At 48.1% G+C, this 19,667-nt stretch carries 17 protein-coding genes; 12 read left to right on the top strand and 5 right to left on the bottom strand.

Annotated features, from left to right (window positions below; genetic code table 11):
• Positions 1–86: 86 nt before the first annotated feature.
• From PJDR2_RS18630 to PJDR2_RS18615, 4 genes are all read left to right on the top strand, one after another.
• Entirely contained in the window at positions 87–1,136 is a 1,050-nt protein-coding gene (locus PJDR2_RS18630) for an NAD(P)-dependent alcohol dehydrogenase (protein WP_015845270.1), read from the top strand.
• Between the two features lie 35 nt (positions 1,137–1,171).
• Complete coding sequence (locus PJDR2_RS18625; protein WP_015845269.1) at positions 1,172–1,567, top strand: cupin domain-containing protein; 396 nt, start codon at positions 1,172–1,174, stop codon at positions 1,565–1,567.
• Between the two features lie 27 nt (positions 1,568–1,594).
• The gene (locus PJDR2_RS18620) at positions 1,595–2,776 is read left to right on the top strand and encodes an MFS transporter (RefSeq protein WP_015845268.1); all 1,182 of its coding nucleotides are present in this window, start codon (positions 1,595–1,597) and stop codon (positions 2,774–2,776) included.
• Positions 2,777–2,950: 174 nt separating this feature from the next.
• A complete protein-coding gene (locus PJDR2_RS18615) occupies positions 2,951–3,532 on the top strand; it encodes a manganese efflux pump (RefSeq protein WP_015845267.1) in 582 nt (193 codons plus the stop codon).
• 43 nt (positions 3,533–3,575) lie between these two features.
• On the opposite strand, the gene PJDR2_RS18610 is transcribed toward PJDR2_RS18615, so the two are convergent.
• The gene (locus PJDR2_RS18610) at positions 3,576–3,800 is read right to left on the bottom strand and encodes a twin-arginine translocase TatA/TatE family subunit (protein WP_015845266.1); all 225 of its coding nucleotides are present in this window, start codon (positions 3,798–3,800) and stop codon (positions 3,576–3,578) included.
• Positions 3,801–3,964: 164 nt separating this feature from the next.
• Here PJDR2_RS18610 and PJDR2_RS18605 point away from each other — a divergent pair, with 164 nt between their 5' ends.
• Together PJDR2_RS18605 and PJDR2_RS18600 are read left to right on the top strand one after the other, a co-directional pair.
• Positions 3,965–4,351, top strand: a complete 387-nt coding sequence (locus tag PJDR2_RS18605; RefSeq protein ID WP_015845265.1) for a MerR family transcriptional regulator — start codon at positions 3,965–3,967, stop codon at positions 4,349–4,351.
• Positions 4,352–4,451: 100 nt separating this feature from the next.
• Positions 4,452–5,414 carry an aldo/keto reductase gene (locus PJDR2_RS18600; RefSeq protein WP_015845264.1) on the top strand — a complete coding sequence of 321 codons (963 nt, stop codon included), beginning with the start codon at positions 4,452–4,454 and terminating at the stop codon, positions 5,412–5,414.
• Between the two features lie 17 nt (positions 5,415–5,431).
• On the opposite strand, the gene PJDR2_RS18595 is transcribed toward PJDR2_RS18600, so the two are convergent.
• The gene (locus PJDR2_RS18595; RefSeq protein ID WP_015845263.1) at positions 5,432–5,971 is read right to left on the bottom strand and encodes a TetR/AcrR family transcriptional regulator; all 540 of its coding nucleotides are present in this window, start codon (positions 5,969–5,971) and stop codon (positions 5,432–5,434) included.
• Between the two features lie 216 nt (positions 5,972–6,187).
• A complete protein-coding gene (locus PJDR2_RS18590) occupies positions 6,188–6,997 on the bottom strand; it encodes an SDR family NAD(P)-dependent oxidoreductase (RefSeq protein ID WP_015845262.1) in 810 nt (269 codons plus the stop codon).
• 248 nt (positions 6,998–7,245) lie between these two features.
• On the opposite strand from PJDR2_RS18590, the gene PJDR2_RS18585 reads away from it, so the two are divergent.
• The 6 genes from PJDR2_RS18585 to PJDR2_RS18560 all read left to right on the top strand — a co-directional run bounded on the left by PJDR2_RS18585 (position 7,246) and on the right by PJDR2_RS18560 (position 17,040).
• A complete protein-coding gene (locus PJDR2_RS18585) occupies positions 7,246–9,063 on the top strand; it encodes a sensor histidine kinase (protein ID WP_015845261.1) in 1,818 nt (605 codons plus the stop codon).
• 40 nt (positions 9,064–9,103) lie between these two features.
• Entirely contained in the window at positions 9,104–10,687 is a 1,584-nt protein-coding gene (locus tag PJDR2_RS18580; RefSeq protein ID WP_015845260.1) for a response regulator, read from the top strand.
• Positions 10,688–10,839: 152 nt separating this feature from the next.
• On the top strand, positions 10,840–11,745 hold the full coding sequence (locus PJDR2_RS18575; RefSeq protein WP_041613508.1) for an ABC transporter permease: 906 nt from the start codon (positions 10,840–10,842) through the stop codon (positions 11,743–11,745).
• 2 nt (positions 11,746–11,747) lie between these two features.
• Positions 11,748–12,623 carry a carbohydrate ABC transporter permease gene (locus tag PJDR2_RS18570; RefSeq protein ID WP_015845258.1) on the top strand — a complete coding sequence of 292 codons (876 nt, stop codon included), beginning with the start codon at positions 11,748–11,750 and terminating at the stop codon, positions 12,621–12,623.
• Positions 12,624–12,690: 67 nt separating this feature from the next.
• Positions 12,691–14,265 (top strand): ABC transporter substrate-binding protein, encoded by a 1,575-nt coding sequence (locus tag PJDR2_RS18565; protein WP_015845257.1) that lies wholly within the window; start codon positions 12,691–12,693, stop codon positions 14,263–14,265.
• Positions 14,266–14,349: 84 nt separating this feature from the next.
• A complete protein-coding gene (locus PJDR2_RS18560; protein ID WP_015845256.1) occupies positions 14,350–17,040 on the top strand; it encodes a glycosylhydrolase-like jelly roll fold domain-containing protein in 2,691 nt (896 codons plus the stop codon).
• 54 nt (positions 17,041–17,094) lie between these two features.
• Here the strand turns inward: PJDR2_RS18560 and PJDR2_RS18555 are convergent, their stop codons facing one another.
• Positions 17,095–18,606, bottom strand: a complete 1,512-nt coding sequence (locus tag PJDR2_RS18555) for a response regulator transcription factor (protein WP_015845255.1) — start codon at positions 18,604–18,606, stop codon at positions 17,095–17,097.
• Positions 18,606–19,655 carry a sensor histidine kinase gene (locus PJDR2_RS18550; protein WP_041613507.1) on the bottom strand — a complete coding sequence of 350 codons (1,050 nt, stop codon included), beginning with the start codon at positions 19,653–19,655 and terminating at the stop codon, positions 18,606–18,608. The genes PJDR2_RS18555 and PJDR2_RS18550 overlap by 1 nt, the downstream gene beginning before the upstream one ends.
• Positions 19,656–19,667 lie beyond the last annotated feature (12 nt).

Here is a 19,667-nt window from a genome sequence, read left to right as displayed (position 1 = left end):
ATAATGAACATGAGTTGATTAAACAATGCATTTTGTTTATCCAGTTCATGTTGATGTTTATTCAAAAACTACCGGGAGGTTATATAATGATTACAGCTCATGCACGCGCAACATTTAGTCAAGAAGGGACTTTCGAACTCACGGCTATCGAACGCAGGGAACTGCAGCCTCGCGATATCCTTATAGAAATTAAGTTTGCCGGAATTTGCCATTCCGATATTCATTCCGCCAGGGGTGAATGGGGAACTGTGCAATATCCTTTTGTTCCGGGGCACGAGATTGCCGGAATTGTCACTAAGGTTGGTTCGGAAGTAACCAAGTATAACGTTGGCGACCGGGTTGGAGTAGGCTGCATGGTTGATTCCTGCGGGAAGTGCGCAAACTGCCATAAGGGGGAAGAGCAGTATTGCATGGAAGGAATGACCGGTACTTACGGCTCTATCGACCGCTACGGGCAATATACCCAAGGCGGTTATTCCACTCATATCGTCGTAAAGGAAGAGTTCGTGGTTAAAATTCCCGACGCATTGGCGCTGGACGCCGCCGCCCCGCTTTTGTGCGCCGGCATTACAACGTATTCGCCGCTGCGGCATTGGGGAGCCGCTCCAGGCAAAAAGGTTGCCGTTGTGGGACTTGGCGGTCTTGGACATATGGCCGTGAAGCTCGCCCACGCCATGGGAGCAGAGGTAACGGTATTATCGCAATCCTTGAAGAAGAAAGAAGACGGTCTGCAGCTTGGCGCGGACCATTATTATGCGACAAGCGATCCGGAGACGTTCAAGCAACTGGCTAGTTCCTTTGATCTTATCGTAAATACGGTAAGCGCGAAGATCGATATTAATGCGTACCTTTCTCTCTTGGCCGTGGACGGTACGCTGGTCAACGTTGGTGCTCCATCGGAGCCGCTGCCGGTTCAAGTATTCTCGTTGATTCCTCAGCGCCGTTCGTTTGCCGGTTCGTCTATCGGCGGAATTCGCGAAACGCAGGAGATGCTGGACTTTTGCGCTGAACACCAGATTACGCCCGAAATCGAAGTCATTTCGGCCAATCGGATAGATGAAGCCTGGGAGCGCGTATTGGCTTCGGATGTCCGGTATAGATTTGTCATTGACGTCAGCACGATGAGGAATCAGTAAGATCTTATTAAACGATACGAATGGAGGAATTATAAATGACGATCAGAAGAATTGGAACTCAGCCTTCCGGCAAAGGACCGTTTGATTATTTTACGGGAACGGTGCGCATTGATCCTCTGTTTGAAGCGCCAGACCCTGCGCGGGTTGCAGGAGCAAGCGTGACGTTCGAGCCGGGAGCAAGGACCGCATGGCATACGCATCCGCTTGGCCAGACGCTCATTGTAACCGCGGGCAGCGGACGGATCCAACGCTGGGGAGGACCAATTGAGGACATTTTCCCCGGAGACGTGGTCTGGTTCCCGCCGGGAGAGAAGCATTGGCATGGCGCTTCTCCAACGACCGCGATGACTCATATTGCCATACAGGAACGTCTCGACGGCAAGGCAGTCGAATGGCTGGAGAAAGTAAGCGAAGATCAGTACCAAGGCTGATCGGGTGCGACATGAGGATGATTTCTATTGAGCGCAAAACCGAATAAATGGCTGATTATTATTTTGGCATTAGGCGTCTTTGGGATATTGAATACCGAGATGGGAGTTATCGGGATATTGCCGTTAATTGCCGAGCGCTATGACGTCAGCATAACCACAGCCGGGCTGGTGGTCAGTCTTTTTGCGCTGGCCATTGCCGTATCCGGTCCAATTACGCCATTATTGTTCTCTCGCATGAATCGCAAGACAACGATGCTGCTTGTGCTCTCTATTTTTATTCTGGGCAACGCGGTCTCCGCGGCAACGTCCAATTTTGCCTTGTTACTAATTGCTCGAGTGATTCCGGCCCTTTTTCATCCCGTATATGTGTCACTGGCCTTTACGGCTGCTGCTTCGTCTGTCAGTAAGGAAGAGGGCCCCAAAGCGGTGTCGAAAATATTTATCGGAGTATCGGCAGGAATGGTTCTTGGCGTGCCTGTCACTAGTCTAATTGCCGATGCGACCACCTTAAGCATGGCGTTGATATTCCTTGCCGTTGTGAATGCGCTCGTGTTTTTGGCAACCCTTCTTTTTGTGCCAGCCATGCCGGTTAACGAAAAAGTATCCTATGGGGCACAAGTGAGAGTACTGAAAAGATCAGTCATTTGGCTGTCTATCGCCGCCGTTATTTTTATGAACGGGGCCGTATACGGCGTATATAGTTACCTTGCCGAGTATCTGGAAACCGTTACGAATATGGCGTGGAACACGATTAGCTTCGCGTTATTCCTTTACGGAGCGGCCAATATCGTCGGAAACTTCCTGGCAGGAAAACTTCTCGCAGCATACGCCTATAAATGCGCCGTTATTTTTCCTTTTGCGCTGGGCGCGGTTTACATCGTGATGTTTTCTATGGGACAGATCGGCATTTCCATGTTCTTCATTATAGTAATTTGGGGAGTAGTGGCAGGTATCGGAGCGAATATCAACCAATACTGGATAACGTCCGCTGCTCCGGAGGCGCCAGAATTCGCCAACGGATTATTTCTGACATCAGCCAATTTAGGAACAACCTTTGGAGCGACGGTATGCGGACTATTTATTACCGGAATGGGTACGCCGTACGTTGTGTTAGGCGGATTTCTATTTTTGCTGTTAAGCTCCATTTCCGTATTGTTGAGAAGATCCTCCTCTATTAACGCAAATACAATTCGCCTGACCAAAGGCTGAAACGCAAAAAAAGAAGCATGGACGTTTCCGTTCATGCTTCTTTTTTTTGCATTCGCTACACATTGGGCGATATGCCGTTGCACGTTCAACCCGCAGCTAGTTCTAGGCAGGAACCCATAAAGAAAAGCCGGCATAACATAAACTATTGTCATCAAGAGGGGAGACGGGAAGGAATTGCATTGGCTTAGTATTTTGGGGATTGGTCTGGCATCTAATTTAGACAATTTGGGAATCGGCTTTTCTTTTGGCACCCGGCGCATAAAAATTCCTATTCGTTCTAACCTGCTTATTGCCGCCTTATCAACGTTATCCGCTTATATCGCTATAAGATGCGGACATCTGATTGCAACGTATACGTCACCAACCTTTGCGAATACTATTGGCGGCAGTATGATAATGGCCATTGGCTTGTGGGCGATAATCAAGTCCCTGATGGCGGCAAACAGAAGGAAAGCATCAAATGCGCAAAAATCATATAAAGCAGACCATGACGGAGATGTCATCATAACTTGGAAGGAAACATGGACGCTTGGTATTGCTCTTTCGTTAAATTGTATTGCCAGCGGATTAGGGGCGGGAGTTACAGGTGTCTCGGCATGGGGAACAACGATTTCGGTAGGAGCGTTCTCGATTATTACCATTGCAATGGGTTCGCGTCTGGGACACCAAATATCCAATACGGTGGTTGGGAAGTATTCCAATGCAATAGGGGGAATTATTTTAATTGGCATTGGTATTTATGAAATCATTATCTAAGCCCACGGCCATTATATAGGCAATTAAAAAACAGCAGCTTCCGTTATTCCGGAAGTTGCTGTTTTGAATTGGGACGGTCGGTTTCGTACTCTGCCGTGTTCTTTTTCGTATTTGGTTCGTCGTCATTCATCAGGCCATGCATGCCGGACTTAAACTCCCGAACGGTGCGTCCAAGCGCCCGCCCAAGCTCGGGAAGCTTTTTGGGTCCGAATAGCAGCAATGCAACAATAATAAGAAGGATAAAGCCGGGCATTCCGATGTCAGCCATCAATGAACCCTCCTAAAACTAATGTAAACGCTATACTTATTATAAACCACAACTTAGCCTAATAGAAAGTGCCGGTTAGGGGCGGCATGGAAGTTGACAGTGTGAGCGTTGGCGCGTATACTCATAAACATTACGTTAACGTCATGTTTGAGGGGCGAAGGTTCATGGAAACACGCATGCGAATTGGTGAACTGGCAAGAAGGGCAGGGGTTACTCAACGCACCGTCCGGCATTACGAGAGCATCGGGCTTATGCCTCCGGGAGAGCGGGAAGGTTCTGGCCAGCATTATTATAACGAGGAATCCCTTGAACGTCTCCGAAAAATCGACCAGTTAAAGAGGCTAGGCTTTAGCCTCGATGAAATGCGCGAGGTCGTTCAGTTGTATTTTATCGATCCCAGCGGCGTACAGACCAAACGGAAAGCACTTGATATCCTGCGTCAGCATTTGGCCGAGACGGATCAGAAAATGAGTGAATTGGAAAGGTTTCGCGGGGAAATGCAGTCTATGATTGACCATTTCGAGCGGTGGTTTGAACAAAAAGGTGAATAGCCTTTTTTTGCATAAACATAACGTTTAACGTAATAGGTTATATTTATGAATAAGTCGAACCGTTCGTGTATTGCCTAAGTCAATTCAGGAGGTATGTGAAATGAACGAGAGAAGAAACGCAAGATTGGGACTTGGCTGCAGCCGGATGTCTCAAGCAAGCTCTAACCGCAAGGAAAGTATTGCAACGATTCATGCGGCATTGGAATCCGGAATTACGCATCTTAACACGGCAGACTTTTATTCAAGCGGACATAACGAAATGCTGATTGGCGAAGCGCTCAAAGACGGCTATAGGGATAAGGCTTTTTTATCCGTGAAATTCGGGGCATTGACGGCGCCAAACGGAGCCATGTACGGACTGGATGTCAGGCCGCACCATATAAAAAATTACCTTGCGCATACGCTTAAGCGGTTAAATGTGGAGTACATCGATTTATACCAGCCGGCAAGGACCGACTTGGCTATTCCCGTTGAAGAGGTCATTGGCGCTATGGCCGATATGGTGAAGGCGGGCTACGTTAAGCATATTGGCATGACGCAGGTGGATGCGGAGACACTAAGAAGAGCGCATTCCGTGCATCCGATCCATATGGCGGAATATCAATATTCGTTGTTTAACCGCAGTATCGAGCAAGAGATTATGCCGGCTGCAAGGGAATTAGACATTGATATCGTGGCGTTTGGGACGCTGTCTCACGGCTTGCTGAGCGGCACTTTTTCGAAAGAAAAGGTGGATCATAGCAACGCTTATATTCCGTTATTCTCGAAAGACAATATTGATCGCAATCTTTCGCTTGTAGAAGCCCTGCGCGAGATCGCCGCTGAGAAACAATTGACGGTAGCGCAGCTTGCGGTATCATGGGTTCTGGCCAAAGGCAAAGACATTATCCCGTTAGTTGGCGCCAGAACCGTTGTCCAGCTTCAAGAATCCATGAAGTCTCTGGATGTGCGTCTGAGTGAACGGGATGTGAAGAGAATAGAAGAGGCTGTTCCGGCTTCTCAGATAGCGGGCGGAAGTTTTCCGCAAATGAAATTTAATAACGGCGTTGTTGTGAGTTCGTAATAAAATTTCAGCATGACTTAACTAAAAATCGTATCAAAAATGGATTCAATTTTATCGGCAATATCAAATTGACCATTGTCGAACTTCCACATAACGATCGCTCCGACCATGGCAGCCGTATAGGCGTCGAAAAGCTTCTTGGCGGATTCAGCGGAATGGATTTCTTGAAGCTCGATAGCTTTATGGATTAAACTGACGGACTGATCCTCCGCATGGAGATACGTGTAAAAATGCCGGCCTTCAAGCTCAAATTCCGCCATTAGGATATGGTACATTAAATCATGCCCCACCTGATGAATAATGGCAGCGTAATCCATCGTTTGTTTCTTCAAAATCCGTTTAGGAGATGCCAGGCTCATATCAACGGCTATATTTTTTTCGACCTGGGAAGAAAACCAGAACAACAATAAGTCGTTCTTGCTGGAAAAGTGATGGTAAAAGGAACCGCGGGTAACCTTCAGTTGATTGCAAATCATATTAATGCTGACTTGTTCAAAGCCCATTTCCTTGAACATCTGAATGGCTAGCTCGCACATATTTTCTTTTGTCGTGATCATTTTTTTAACTCCTCAAACGTTTAGTTCATTTGACCAAGGCTACTCCTGGTCATGAACTAAACGTGCATCGTAAGCATAACCTCAAACGTTTAGTTCATTTGACCAAGGCTACTCCTGGTCATGAACTAAAGTGCATCGTAAGCATACTCTTAAAGCGGATTATAGCATAAAACGAAAAATAACTTCCTGGACGGGAAGTTATTTTTAGTAGGTTTATTAGTCCAAAATCTCCGGATGAGACCATTGCGTAGGAGTTACTTTGCCAACGTGGGAACCAGCGTCGATCGTTATGGCAGAACCGCTGATATAACGGGCAAGATCGGAAGCCAGGAATAAGGCGACATGGGCCACTTCCTTCGGATCGCCAAGCCTGCCGTTTGGTGAGAGGATCTTGGCGTATTGCTGGATCACTTCTTCGGGTGCGTCTCCCCAGATCGAAGTCCGGATGGTTCCCGGGCAAATGGCGTTGACGGTGATGTTGCAAGCGGCATAATCAAGGGCGGCGCTTTTCGTTAATCCTACAACCCCATGCTTGGACGAAGTATAAATGCCCATCGAACTATTGCCCATAATTCCTGCCAGGGAAGCCACATTAATGACAAATCCGCTTGCGGATTTCGACTTCAGAATCGCCTCGATCCCGTATTTCATTCCCATAAATACACCCTTGAGATCAATAGCCGTAATTTTATCGAATTCTTCAATGGAATATTCGTGGATGGGCCTGCTATCGGCGCTTATGCCCGCATTATTGACGATACCGTCCAACCGGCCGTAAGTCTCAACCGCAAAATCGATTAATCCTCTGACATCCTCTTCTTTGCTGACATCCGCTTTGAAAAAGACAGCATCTCCGCCATTTGACGCAATCTCCCGTGCAACGTCCGAGCCCTTGTCCGCATGAATATCGGAGACAACGACCTTCATTCCATTCTCGGCAAAACAAAGCCCGATAGCTTTGCCGAGACCGTCGGCTGCACCGGTTACGATGGCAATTTTACCGCTTACGCTTGCGAAATCCGTCATGCCAAACACCCCCTCTTATTAAAACATACATATGTATGTTTTAATAAGGATATTAGCTTTGCCAAACAGCACTGTCAAGCACGAGCCGTTCCGGGGATGAGGGGAGTTTGATTGCAGGACGATAAGGACTACAATAATTCATAAAAAAGACCGGGTAAAAACTTAAAAAACACTATTTCATTATCGATTATGCTTAACTTAAAGTTCCGTGTAATCGGTTACAAACATGGGTAAAGGCAGGGCTGCATATGGAGCGAAGAGGCTGGCTGCGAAAGGCAGTAGTATTAATCAGAAATATGAGGTTCCAGAACAAATTAATGGCGGGGTACCTTTTGGCCTGCGTTATTCCGCTGCTTGGAGTAAGCGCACTTATTTTTCATAAATCGGCGGAAGGGCTTGAACAATCTTCACAGGAATTCGCTTCCTTGTATACTTCTCAGATCAGGACGACATTAAACGAATTTATTGATGAGTATGACAAGGTTACGAAGTCGGTACTGGTCGACAGCGAAGTGATTTCCAAGCTTGGTGAAGAGCAGACTTTATCCATGGATGAGTTAATTATTCAAAGAGTAGCCATCCAAAGATTACTGATGCGCATTACTTTGCTCAAGCCGGCTATAGGTACGGCTATATTAATCAGCAAGGAGAACAATGTGTACCAATACACGACAACCACGAGCAGAGTAAACGAGGGGATGCTGTTATCGCGGGACTGGTACAAGCAGCTTCGCAGCTCGGAGGATACATTTTTTATTACCGGCTTGCATGACCGTTCCTATTACGAGGATAAGGGTGCAGGAGCCGTAGTGACGGTAGGAAGAGTGCTGTTCAGCTCCGACGGAGCGTATGCGGGCATGCTCCTGATTGATCTGGATCCGTTTGCGCTGCTGCAGCTTGACCCTGATTTTATACTAGCCAGGGATAAATACGGGATCAGCGTCATAATCAGCAATCGCGAGCATGAGATTGTGTACCATTCCGATGCGGCCAGCGGCCGGCTTTCCTGGGAACAGGTGCTTGACTCCGGAGAGAGATATATCCAGGACGACAGCAGCCATGGAAAGATTATTTTAACCGGGACGACTTCGCGGGAGAAGCTCTTTATCAAAACGGAGATTCCTCGCTCAAAGCTGTTGCAGAAAATCAATCAGATTAAAGCGATGACCGTAATCGCTATTCTTATGAGCTGCCTGGTTATTACGCTTATCTCGCTAGGACTCAGCTATACGATAACAAAACCTATCAAAGCGCTCCGCAGAAGGATGAAGCAGGCGGAGACCGGCCAATATTTGCCCATCGAACGAGTGCAGTCCAACGATGAGATTGGAAGTCTCGTGCGCAGCTACAACAAAATGATTACGACAATCGGAACCTTGATTGAAGATGTGTATATAGCGGAGATCAAGCGGCGTCAAGCCAAGCTTGCCGCGCTCCAGAACCAGATAAATCCCCACATGCTGTACAATACGCTGGAATCCATCCGCATGAAATCACTGATGAAAGACGACGAGGAAACAGCGGATATGATCAAGATTTTGGCGCGCATGTTTCGCTTAACGCTGGGGAAAGAAGGCAGGCACCATTCGGTGCGGCATGAATTGGAGTATACGGCCAATTACTTGCAGCTTCAGAATATCCGGTTTGACGATTCTTTCCATTTGCATATAAAGGTACCGGATGAAATGCTGTCATGCAGTATTATTCCCCTTGTATTCCAGCCTATTGTTGAAAATAGCATTAACCATGGATTCGAGGATTACAGCAGGCCATTAAATATCGAGATTGAGGGCATCTGGACGGAAGAAGGGGAGATCCTGATCCGGATAACGGATGATGGGGCAGGGATTTCTGCTGGGAAGCATAAGGAGCTGCTTCATTTGCTGGAGGAAGCAGGGGCGGGCAAGCATAGGCTAGCAGATGCCGAGCTGCCTGAGAATGAAGGCTTAGGCCTGAAAAATATTGCTGAACGTATTAAGCTCCATTACGGTGAGCGGTATTACCTTACGATTCGTCCGGGTCAAGACCGAGGAACCATTGTGGAAATTTTAATCCCCCGGCTTTAAGTGAATGCTGAATGCGAAGAGACAAGGAGCGATGTTGGATATGAGGTTGATTTTGGTGGATGACGAAAAAGGCATTGTGGACGGTCTCAAAAAAATGATAAGCCGTTATATCCCGGAATGCGAAGTTGTTGGTACAGCCCACAACGGCGTGGAAGGGTCCAAGCTTATTCAGAAAATAAAACCCGATATTGTCATTACGGATATTCGGATGCCTCAGGCAGACGGTCTCGATATGATCCATATGGTGCAGGAGGCTGGCGTGCAAACAAAGTTCATTTTGCTTAGCGGCTATGCCGACTTCGAATATGCCCGGAGAGGGATGCAGCTTGGCGTGCAATTCTATATCAATAAGCCGGTCGAGGAAGAGGAATTGCGGGATTGTTTGTATACCGCGATGAAGACCGTTCAAGCGGAAAAGGCGAAGCGCCGGGAAGTTGACGATTTAAAGCAAGAGGTGCACAGCCTTATGCAAGAGAACGCTTTGCGGGATCTTCTGGATATCGGCAGCGAGAAAGAGGAAGTGATCGAAGAGCTTCTTCAGATTGCGAGGATTCCGTCGGCGGGCATCTGGTTTGGCTGCATGCTGCTTGAATTTTATGGCTCCGCGGATACCTTGAGGGATTCCGTAATTCAGCAAGTGCTTGATCAAATTGACCAGAATCTCGGCAAATACCGGGCAGTCTACCGGTTTCGTTATTCAAGCACCCAGATTGCGGTTATTGTGTCGCAAGGCCGCTCGATCGGCTATGCGGACCTGGTAAGCTCGGTGCACCGGTTGAAGGAGCAGGTCTATCAGCATTACGAACTGTCAATGACGGTTGGAATCGGCACGGTTCAAAAGGGGGCAGCCGGGATCAGCTTGTCATTTGAGCAAGCCCGCCATGCGCTTAGCTATAAGGTAATCAAGGGAGCAAACGCAGTAATCGCCCATCCTGAAATTCATAATCTGACAGGGCGGAGCGAGCCCGTTCCGGAGGAGATGATTACGAAGCTGGAGGCAGCGCTCGAGAACCTCGACGAGAAGGAAGGCATAAGCATCATACGCGACATCTTTCGGAAGATGGAAGCCAGATCTGGCATGAGCCCGACCGATCTTCAACTGCAGTGCTTGAACATTCTATTATCGAGCGTCCGTAAAATGTCGTTCCGGCAGCTGCAGCAAAATGATTTCTTGGGCCGCCATATCCTGTCGCTGGAGGGGATGTCCAGGTTTCAGACGCTTGAAAGCCTGGAGGAGTGGATGGCCCAAGTCATTCGGAAAATTATCGTATTCAAGCAAGAGCATAACATCCCGAAGAAAAAGGATATTATCGCGGAGGTGAAGGAATACGTCGCCGAGCATTACAGCGAACCTATAACGCTTGCGGATTTGTCCGCGCGTTTCTTTATCAGTCCTTATTACTTAAGCCAGTTTTTCAAACAAAAGACGGGAGATACCTACGTTAATTTTTTGACCCGAATACGGATTAACAAAGCGAAGGAGCTGCTTGAGAGAACCGACTTAAAGGTGTATGAAGTTTGTCAGATGGTGGGCTATTCGGATACGCAGCATTTTGCGAGAATGTTCGAGAAATTAACAGGCTATAAACCTAGAGATTATCGTAAAAGGCTGCCCAACGCATAGCTATGTTGGTCGCCAGGCGAAAGCCGGTTCGCCATTTTTTACTTAAAAATGACCTTGTTTATCCTTAAAAAAGCCCGATTGAGAGGGCTTACCCCTGATTGTATAGTTACGATGTAAGCGAATTCAACAACGAACATACAGGGGGGAACCTATTGAAAGCAATTGCATTTCATCGAATGAAGGTCTACTGGCCGCTATATGCCATGGCGATTCCGGGAATTATTTTTCTAGTTGTATTTAAATACATTCCGCTGGCCGGCGCTGTAATCGCCTTCAAAGACTACTCGGTATTTAAAGGGTTTATCGACAGTCCATGGGTGGGCTTCAAGCACTTTGATACGCTGCTGCATCATCCGGACTTTGCCCGGGTGTTCGGGAACACGTTAATGCTCGGATTGCTCAAGCTTGTACTGGTCTTTCCGATACCCGTTCTGCTGGCGCTGATGATTAACGAGATTCGTAAATCGGCGCTGAAGAAAGGCATTCAGACCGCGCTCTATATCCCGCATTTCTTGTCTTGGGTTATCGTAGCCGGCATCGTGTTTGATTTCTTCTCGTTAAGCGGATTGTTTAACATCGTCCTTGGCTGGTTTGGTCAAGAGCCGGTACTTGCGATGCAGGAGAGCGATTACTTCCGTCCCGTGTACGTCATTTCCTCCATATGGAGGGATGCCGGTTGGGGAACCGTCGTGTATATGGCGGCGATCAGCGCCATTGACCCTCAGCTGTACGAATCGGCCATGATCGACGGAGCGTCCAAGTTCAGGCAAATGCGCCATATTACGTTCCCGCTGCTGCTTCCTACCGTATTGGTGCTGTTCCTTCTGGAAATCGGCAATTTCCTGGATCTGGGCTTCGACCAGGTGTTCAACCTCATCACGCCGATGACCTATAACGTAGGGGACATACTCGATACTTACGTATTCCGGACAGGCATTCAGCAGGCACAGTACAGTTTTGCGACGGCGGTTGGCTTATTCCAGTCCGTTATCGGATTTATCCTGGTCTATATGTTTAACAAGCTATCGAAGAAAGTTTCGGATGGGGGGCTCTGGTAGACATGTTTGAATCGCGAAGCGAGAAGGTCTTTGTTTCCGGCATTACGATCATTCTCATCCTCTTGTCCGCCATAGCGATTATACCTCTCCTGTCCGTCATCTCTACCTCGCTTAGTTCCAAAAGCGCAGTGGACATGAACCTGGTAACCTTATGGCCGAAGCAATTTACCTTCGACTCCTGGGCGTATATCATCGACCGTCCCGATTTGTGGAAATCGTTCTTCCTGACCTTGGTCACGACAGTAATCGGAACGGCAATTGCACTTCTGATGACCGCGCTGCTTGCCTACCCGCTGTCAAAGACGAAGTCGGAGTTTCGCTGGGGTGGCGTGGTTATGATCGGCGTCGTTATCGCCATGATTTTTAAAGCGCCAATCGTACCCTACTTCCTGACCGTCCGGGGTATTGGTCTTTATAACAATCCGCTTGTACTTATCGTCCCGCATATTCTGAATCCGTTTAATCTCATCATTATGCGGACGTTCTTTAAACAATTTTCCAAGGAGCTTGAGGAAGCCGCATTTCTTGAAGGCTGCGGATATTTCCGGATGCTGTTCCAGCTGGTACTCCCTCTGTCCAAGGCCGTTCTTGCAACGCTAGCGTTGTTCTATGGGGTTCTGCTCTGGAATCAGTTCCAGCACCCGCTCTTCTTTCTGCAAAATCCGGACTGGTTCCCGCTGCAAATCAAGATCCGCCAGTTCATTACGGATGACAGCGTGATTATGGCAGGCTCCGCATCAACGGCGGATCTGAACTATAATAGCCGGACCTTGCGAGCCGCAACCGTCATCTTTGCGATTGTCCCGATTATTCTGGTTTATCCTTTCCTGCAAAAGTATTTCGTCAAAGGGGCCATGATTGGCTCTGTAAAAGGGTGAAATTCGTATCCGGTTTATAGGCAACCTGCCTTAAACATATCCATCATACACATAAGGGGGAAAAGAAATGAAAGCTAGGAAAATGGGATTATTATTGGCAGCAGGCGTCCTTGCCATTACGGTCGTAACGGGCTGCAGCGGAAACGCAAAGAACTCATCCTCGAATTCCGGCAAGAATCAAACGGAAAGCGCGGACGGTACGGTCGATATTGAGGTATGGGGTACAAATATCGGCTATAAGCCGGTTACGAAGGGCAGCAAGCTGTATGAATTTTATAAAGAAAAGCTTGGGGTTGGCGTCATTAACCCGTATGTGGAATGGAACGGAGGCACGAACTACCTCAACCAGCTGAACTTGAAAATCGCAGCTAACGAAATGCCGGATCTGTTCGTACCCCAGCAGGGCATTGAAGACAATCTTGCCAAAAACGGCGCGATTGCGGATTTGACGGATTTGCTTCCTAAGTACGCGCCTAATGTGATGTCAGCGATTCCGGAAGAAATCTGGAATGTGGTTAAGGCGAACGATCCGACCGGCCAAGGCAGAATCTATTATATCCCGAACGTGGTGGAATACGGCCGTTATGGCAGCATGATTCGCCAGGATTGGCTTGATAAGCTAGGCTTGTCGATGCCTAAGACGCAAGATGAATACGTGAAGGTGCTTGAAGCATTCCGCGACAAGGATCCGAACGGCAACGGCCAAAAGGATGAAATCCCAACAGGCGGCCGGGAGCAAGCCCGCTGGATGGATCATTTGTTTGCCATGTACGGCGTAGCGATGTTTGAAGGTTATCCGGACTGGGATATTTACGATGGTCAGCTGACTTATTCCGCGGTAACGCCAAATATGAAGGCTTCTCTGGAGTTTATCGCCAAGCTGTATAAGGAAGGCTTGATCGACAAGGAATCGCTGCTTAATACGAAGGATAAATGGGAAGGCAAAATCCAGTCGAACCGGGTAGGGAACTATTTCCACTGGGTAGAGCAAGGAAATCTGGTGTTCGAGAATCTGTATAAGAGCACGGGCGTAAAAGCGGAATATTCCGTTCTCCCTCTGCCGGAGGTTCCGGGCTATAAAGGCTTCTACACAATGAAGAAAATCGCGAGCCCGCAATGGGTCGTGAAGAACAATAAAGATCAGGACAAACTGATGGCTACGCTGAAGCTGCTCAATAACGCGTATGACAAAAAGAATTGGAAAGATTTGTTCCTAGGCGTGGAGGGCATGCACTACACGATGCAAGACGGCAAAGCCATCAAGCTGCCGGATGACAAGAGCACGCAAGAAAATCAGATTATTAATCCGGCGACAAGCATCTCGACACTGGATATGACCATCGATCTCTTTAACAGCACGGCATCGGAAGATAATAAATGGGCCATTGACCAAGTTACCCGCAACATGCAGGAAGCTCAGAAGTATGCCAAAGCCATTGCTGGCGACGGATTGCCTGCTAGTATTTACGAAGGGTTCCCGGATATCAACAACCGCACGTTGTATGCGGAGTATGCAACCAAAATTATTATCGGAGAATATCCGATCAGCAAGTTTGACGAGTTTATTGATAAGTGGAACAAATCCGGCGGTGAAGAAGTGACGAAGCGCGCAAGGGAATGGTACGAGAAAGTAAATAAATAATCTCTATGGATATCCGCCCGTATCGACCCGTACCCGAGTCCAAGACGGGCGGATTTTTTAATAGAGCTTTCACGGGAGGCAATCATGAGTAATCGACTTAAGGAAGTGCTTGAAGGCCGGGAACATAATTATATTCTTCCGTTTCTTTGGCAGCATGGGGAAGATGAGCATAGGATCCGGGAGGAGATGGCCCGGGTTCATGAAGCGGGAATCGGCGCCGTCTGTGTTGAAGCCCGGCCGCATCCGGATTTCCTCGGTCCGAAGTGGTGGGCGGATATGGATATCATTATGGACGAGGCAAGGCAACGCGGCATGAAGGTATGGCTGCTGGATGACGATCATTTTCCGACGGGGCATGCGGCAGGCAAGGTGAAGCAGGCTCCGGAAGAGCTTCACCGCAAGTTCTTGGCCGAGCGTTATATCGATACGGTTGGGCCGGCAAATGGCACCTCTCTCTTGCTGGATACGCTGTTGATGAACGGACTTCGGCCGACATTTTCCACGCTAGAGAATGCCAAAGGCAAAAATAAGCTCATTTCGGTTGCAGCGGTACGCCGGGATTCTTCTGATGGTTCATTACTTAATGAGTGTATAGATCTAACCGACCTTATCACGGACGGCATCCTGTATTGGGATATTCCGGAAGGGTATTGGAGGGTATTCGTTATTTCGGAAAGCAAGGATGGGGGAAGTGCCGCGCAAGAAGATTACCTGAATCCGCTGGTTCGGGACTCCGTCCGTATTTTGCTCGATACGGTGTATGAAGCCGTCTATAAACGCTATAAAGCGGATTTCGGCAGCACCTTTGCGGGATTCTTTTCCGATGAACCCGGATTCTATAACGATAAAACGACCTTTGATTTTCAATCGAGACCGGGTAAAAAGGGAGTGCCGCTTCCGTGGAGCAGTGCAATGCCGGGCTTGCTGGAGCAGGCACTTGGGGGAGACTACCGCAAGAAGCTGTATCTTCTTTGGCAGGAGGATGAGTCGGCACAATTTAACGCTGTGCGCTACGCGTATATGAACATTGTCAGCAAGCTTTATGCGGATAACTTCTGCAGCCAGATCGGAGATTGGTGCAGAGCGCGGGGAGTCGAATATATCGGGCATGTCCTCGAAGATAACAATGTGCATGCCAGACTTGGGCCAGGCCCGGGGCATTTCTTCCGTTCGCTCTGGGGGCAAGGCATGTCGGGGCTTGATGTCGTGTTGTGGCAGATTGTTCCCGGCTTCGACGAATTGAGCTTCCGCAATACATCGGGTGAAGCAGACAGCGAGTTTTTTCATTATGGCTTAGCTAAGTTAGGAGTATCACTTGCTCATATTGACCCGAAAAAACAAGGCAGGACCATGTGCGAAGTGTACGGCGCTTATGGCTGGACGGAAGGTCTGAAGCTGATGAAGTGGTTGACCGACCATATGCTGGTTCGCGGCGTGAACTACTTTGTACCGCATGCCTTTACGCAAAAAGCGTTCCCGGAACCGGATTGTCCGCCGCATATGTATGCTGACGGAAAAAATCCGCAATACCGCTACTATAAGCATTTAAACCACTATATAAATCGGATGAGTCACTTGATTTCAGGCGGAAGACATGTAGCGACCGCCGCTGTCATGTATCATGCCGAAGCAGAGTGGTCCGGGAAAGCGATGTATTTTCATAAACCGGCAAAGGTATTGATGCAGCATCAGATCGACTGCGATATTCTTCCTATCGATGTTCTATTGGAATCAGCCAGCATAAAGGACAATAGGCTGGTTGTTCACCAAGAAGACTACAAATGCCTGATCGTGCCTTACGCGGAGGCTCTTCCTGCAGCGATCATTCGAAGTCTAGTGCAATACGCTGAGCAAGGTCTGGAGATCTTCTTTGTCGAAGAACTGCCATCACGAACAAGCGAGGGATTGGATGCTGCTGATGAATTATTTACTCTTGCCAATCATCCGAAGGTGAAGCGGGTAGCTTTGGACATCCTGGCGCAGGAACTTACGGCAAGCGGTTATTATGAGATTAGGGCTGATCAGTACCAGCCGTATCTGCGGAACTATCATTATCAACATGAAGGCCTGGATGTATGGATGTTCTTTAATGAACACCCGTATCAAACGCTGGATACGAAGCTTGAGTTGCCCGTTTCGATTCAAGGCGATGTCTACGCTTATGATGCTTACTTGAATCGGTTGAGCAAGGTAAAGGCAATAGGAAAGGGCGGCGAATTAAAAACGGTGCAGCTGGTCCTTTCTCCGTACGAATCGGTTGTTCTCCTGCACGGAAAGGATCTTGAAACATGTACCGCGCTGCCATCGTATGCCGTTGAAGCGGTTTTCGAATTGACGGGAGAATGGAGCGTTTCGATCGCTGAAGCCGTGCATTACCCTAGCTTCAAGCAATGGGGCCAACTCGCGGCATTATCGAATATGAGCAGGCCGGATTATTTGCCGCGGTTTAGCGGCACATTCCGTTATGAAACGGAATTTGAATGGAGTGAGTCGTCGGAACAAGCTATTCTCGAATTGGGGGAAGTGTACGAAACGGCAGAGGTATGGTTAAACGGCGAGCAGGCGGGCGTCCGCATCTGTCCTCCATACCGCATGGAGATCAGTGGTTTACTGAAGAAGGGGATAAACAAGCTTGTCATTGAAGTAACAAATACGCTTGCGAAGGATCAACGCGACTTCTTGTCATCCTTTGCGCAGCAGGAGCCTAGCGGACTTATCGGACCGGTTACGGTTAAGAAAATTACGGAGCCGGCTGGACGGCCTATTAGAACATAGACATAAAAAGGCCGCCGGTTAATTATTACCGGCGGCCTATTCGTTCCTGCAAGTCTAACTAAGATTCTTATAATCACTAGGGCTGTATCCCGTATGTTGCTTAAACACTTTGCTGAAGTAAAAGGCATCCAAATAGCCAACATGCTCAGCGATTTCCTTGATCAGCACATAGGGGTTTTCTTTAATGAAGCGGCAAGCTTCCTCCATCCGGATCTGTACGAGAAAATCGGGAATGGAGATTTGATAGGCTTGCTTGAATAATCGATTAAGGTACGAAGAGTTTAACTGGAAGGTGTCTGCGATGGTGCTTAGCGAGATGTTCTCCGTGAAATGAGCCAATATATATTTCTTTGCATCTTCCGCCCAGTCTTTTTGCGCGCGCTGCTCGAGTTCGGATTTGAAGAAATAGGAGCTCAGGATCTCCATAACGTGACTGCCGAGCTCGGCTGTGCTTTTGGCCTTCCAGACCTCTTCCGTCAATTCCGATTCCATCGCTTGCTTGGAGTCAAATGTTGTGCGAAGCGATTCCTTCGTGACGGCATGCAGCGTGTGCGATAGATAGAGCAGCAGATTATCCCATCCCTTTCGTGTAATAGGAGCATGCGCTCCAGTCGGGGAGAGCAGCCGGTCCAATTCCTTAACGAAATATTGCTTTTGCTGTTTGATAATATGCTGCGCCATCCGGTGCAGAGCCGGAGTCAAAGCATCCAAGTAACGGCGTATGTCCTCATGTCCTTCCTCGCCGCTTAGGAAGCAATAGGGCTGAAACCGGCTTTGCAGGACCGTTTGTCTCTTGGCATCCGCTAATAAGGCCGGAACGGGTTTTAGCCCTTTTGTTGATAATGAAATAGAGACTGTATCATAGGAATCGGATTTAAGTCTCGAAGTTAATACAGCTTTCCATTCGGATAACCGTTCAGGAGAGCAGGAGTAAACGCCAACCATCAAGATCGCCGTATTGCTGTTTCCTGAAGCAAGAGGATAACAACGCTCGCCATCATAGAGTAGAGCTTCGCAGCTGGATTTAAAGGCTGCTGTTACTTCGCCGAATGGCGACCAGGCATATACAAGCAAGTAATTGGCATGGTAGAAAAGCTCTTGCGCAATATCATCCCACTGAATGTGCAACTGCTCGTTGGCGGAAGCTTCAAGCAGCTGCTTGCCAACCTCTCGTTCCAGCAAAGATTGATTGAGCAGCAGCTTGCTTTTCAAATTATCGAGCAGCTGGACGATCTCTAAATCCGTTGCGGGTTTCAGAAGATAATCGGTAATTTCCAGCTTGATCGCTTCGCGCAGATAAGCATAGTCATCGTATCCGCTAATAATGGCGCATTGAATATCCGGCAGCTTATTTTTAACCTGGGAGATCAATTCCAGTCCATTCATCACGGGCATGCGGATATCCGCAATAAGGACATGAGGCTGCGTCCAATGAAGCTCAATTAACGCATCTTCACCGTTATTATAGGTGCCCACAACCTTAAAATCCGGATTCAGCTTCATGATTTTATCCTTCAAATAACGCAGGATCCGGGGCTCGTCCTCCACAATAATCGTACGGAACATTAGATTGACCTCCTGATACGTAATGTAAATTCCATCCCTTGCTGCCGATTGCGGAGTTCAAATTGAACCTTTTCGTTCCAGAAAAGCCGGCATCTCGTTAAGGTGTTGACAATACCCAGATTACCGATTCCTTGCGCGGACAAGTTCTCTAATTGGCGAATCTGTCCTTCATTCAGCTCTGCAATAAGCGTTTGCGTCTCCCTTAGAGCTTCCTCCGAAAATCCGGATCCGTTATCGCTCATGCGAATCTCCCATTCATCCAAGCTCTCGGATACCACGGCTGACAATTCGATTTTCCAAGGAGGTCTAGCCATCTGGAAGCCATGCGTGAACGAGTTCTCTACAAGAGGCTGAAGCAGAAACTTGGGTACGGGCTCATATTCCAGATCCGGGTCAACATGAACGGTAAAATTGAACTGCCCCTCGTACCGGAACTGCATCAAATCCATGTATTGCACGGTGTACTGCATTTCTTGCTTCAAGGTTACGGCCTCAGATAAAGAGTTTGTAGCGTATCGCAGCATACCGCTAAGCTTCTGAGCAATCCTGGCCTGGTCGGGAAAACCGGATTCTTCCGCGTAGGAGGCCATGGCGGTTAAGGTGTTAAATAGAAAATGCGGGTTCATCTGCGCGTACATCGCTTGCAAATGGGCAAGATTTTCGCGTTTTTGCGATTGCAGTACTTCATTTAAAGAATGATTCAGACTTTCCTTCATCGACTCAAAGGTAGAGTACAGGACCGCGATTTCTTTGGTTCTGTTCAATTTCTTGACAGGTACGGTATTCACGTTGTCTATGGTTAGTTTCTCTAACCGTTTCTGTAAGTAGCGGATCGGTGCGGATATGCCCGCGGACAAAAAGTACGCAATCATTAACGACACGACTTCGCCAAGAATAGCGAGGACCCATGTAATCCGGCGGAGATGGGCGATCGGCTGCATAAATTCGTTTTTCGGCTGCTCTATCATAACCGTCAGACCGCTGTAGTCGGAACGAAGCTGGCTCCATATATCGGTATCATTGCTGTTCTCGCGACCGATTTCTTTCACGTCTCCGGTCCA

Origin of the sequence: Paenibacillus sp. JDR-2 (assembly GCF_000023585.1) — a bacterium.
Classification (GTDB): domain Bacteria; phylum Bacillota; class Bacilli; order Paenibacillales; family Paenibacillaceae; genus Pristimantibacillus.
The sequence above is the reverse complement of the archived record's forward strand: the minus strand, read 5'-3'. Positions and strand labels throughout refer to the sequence as shown.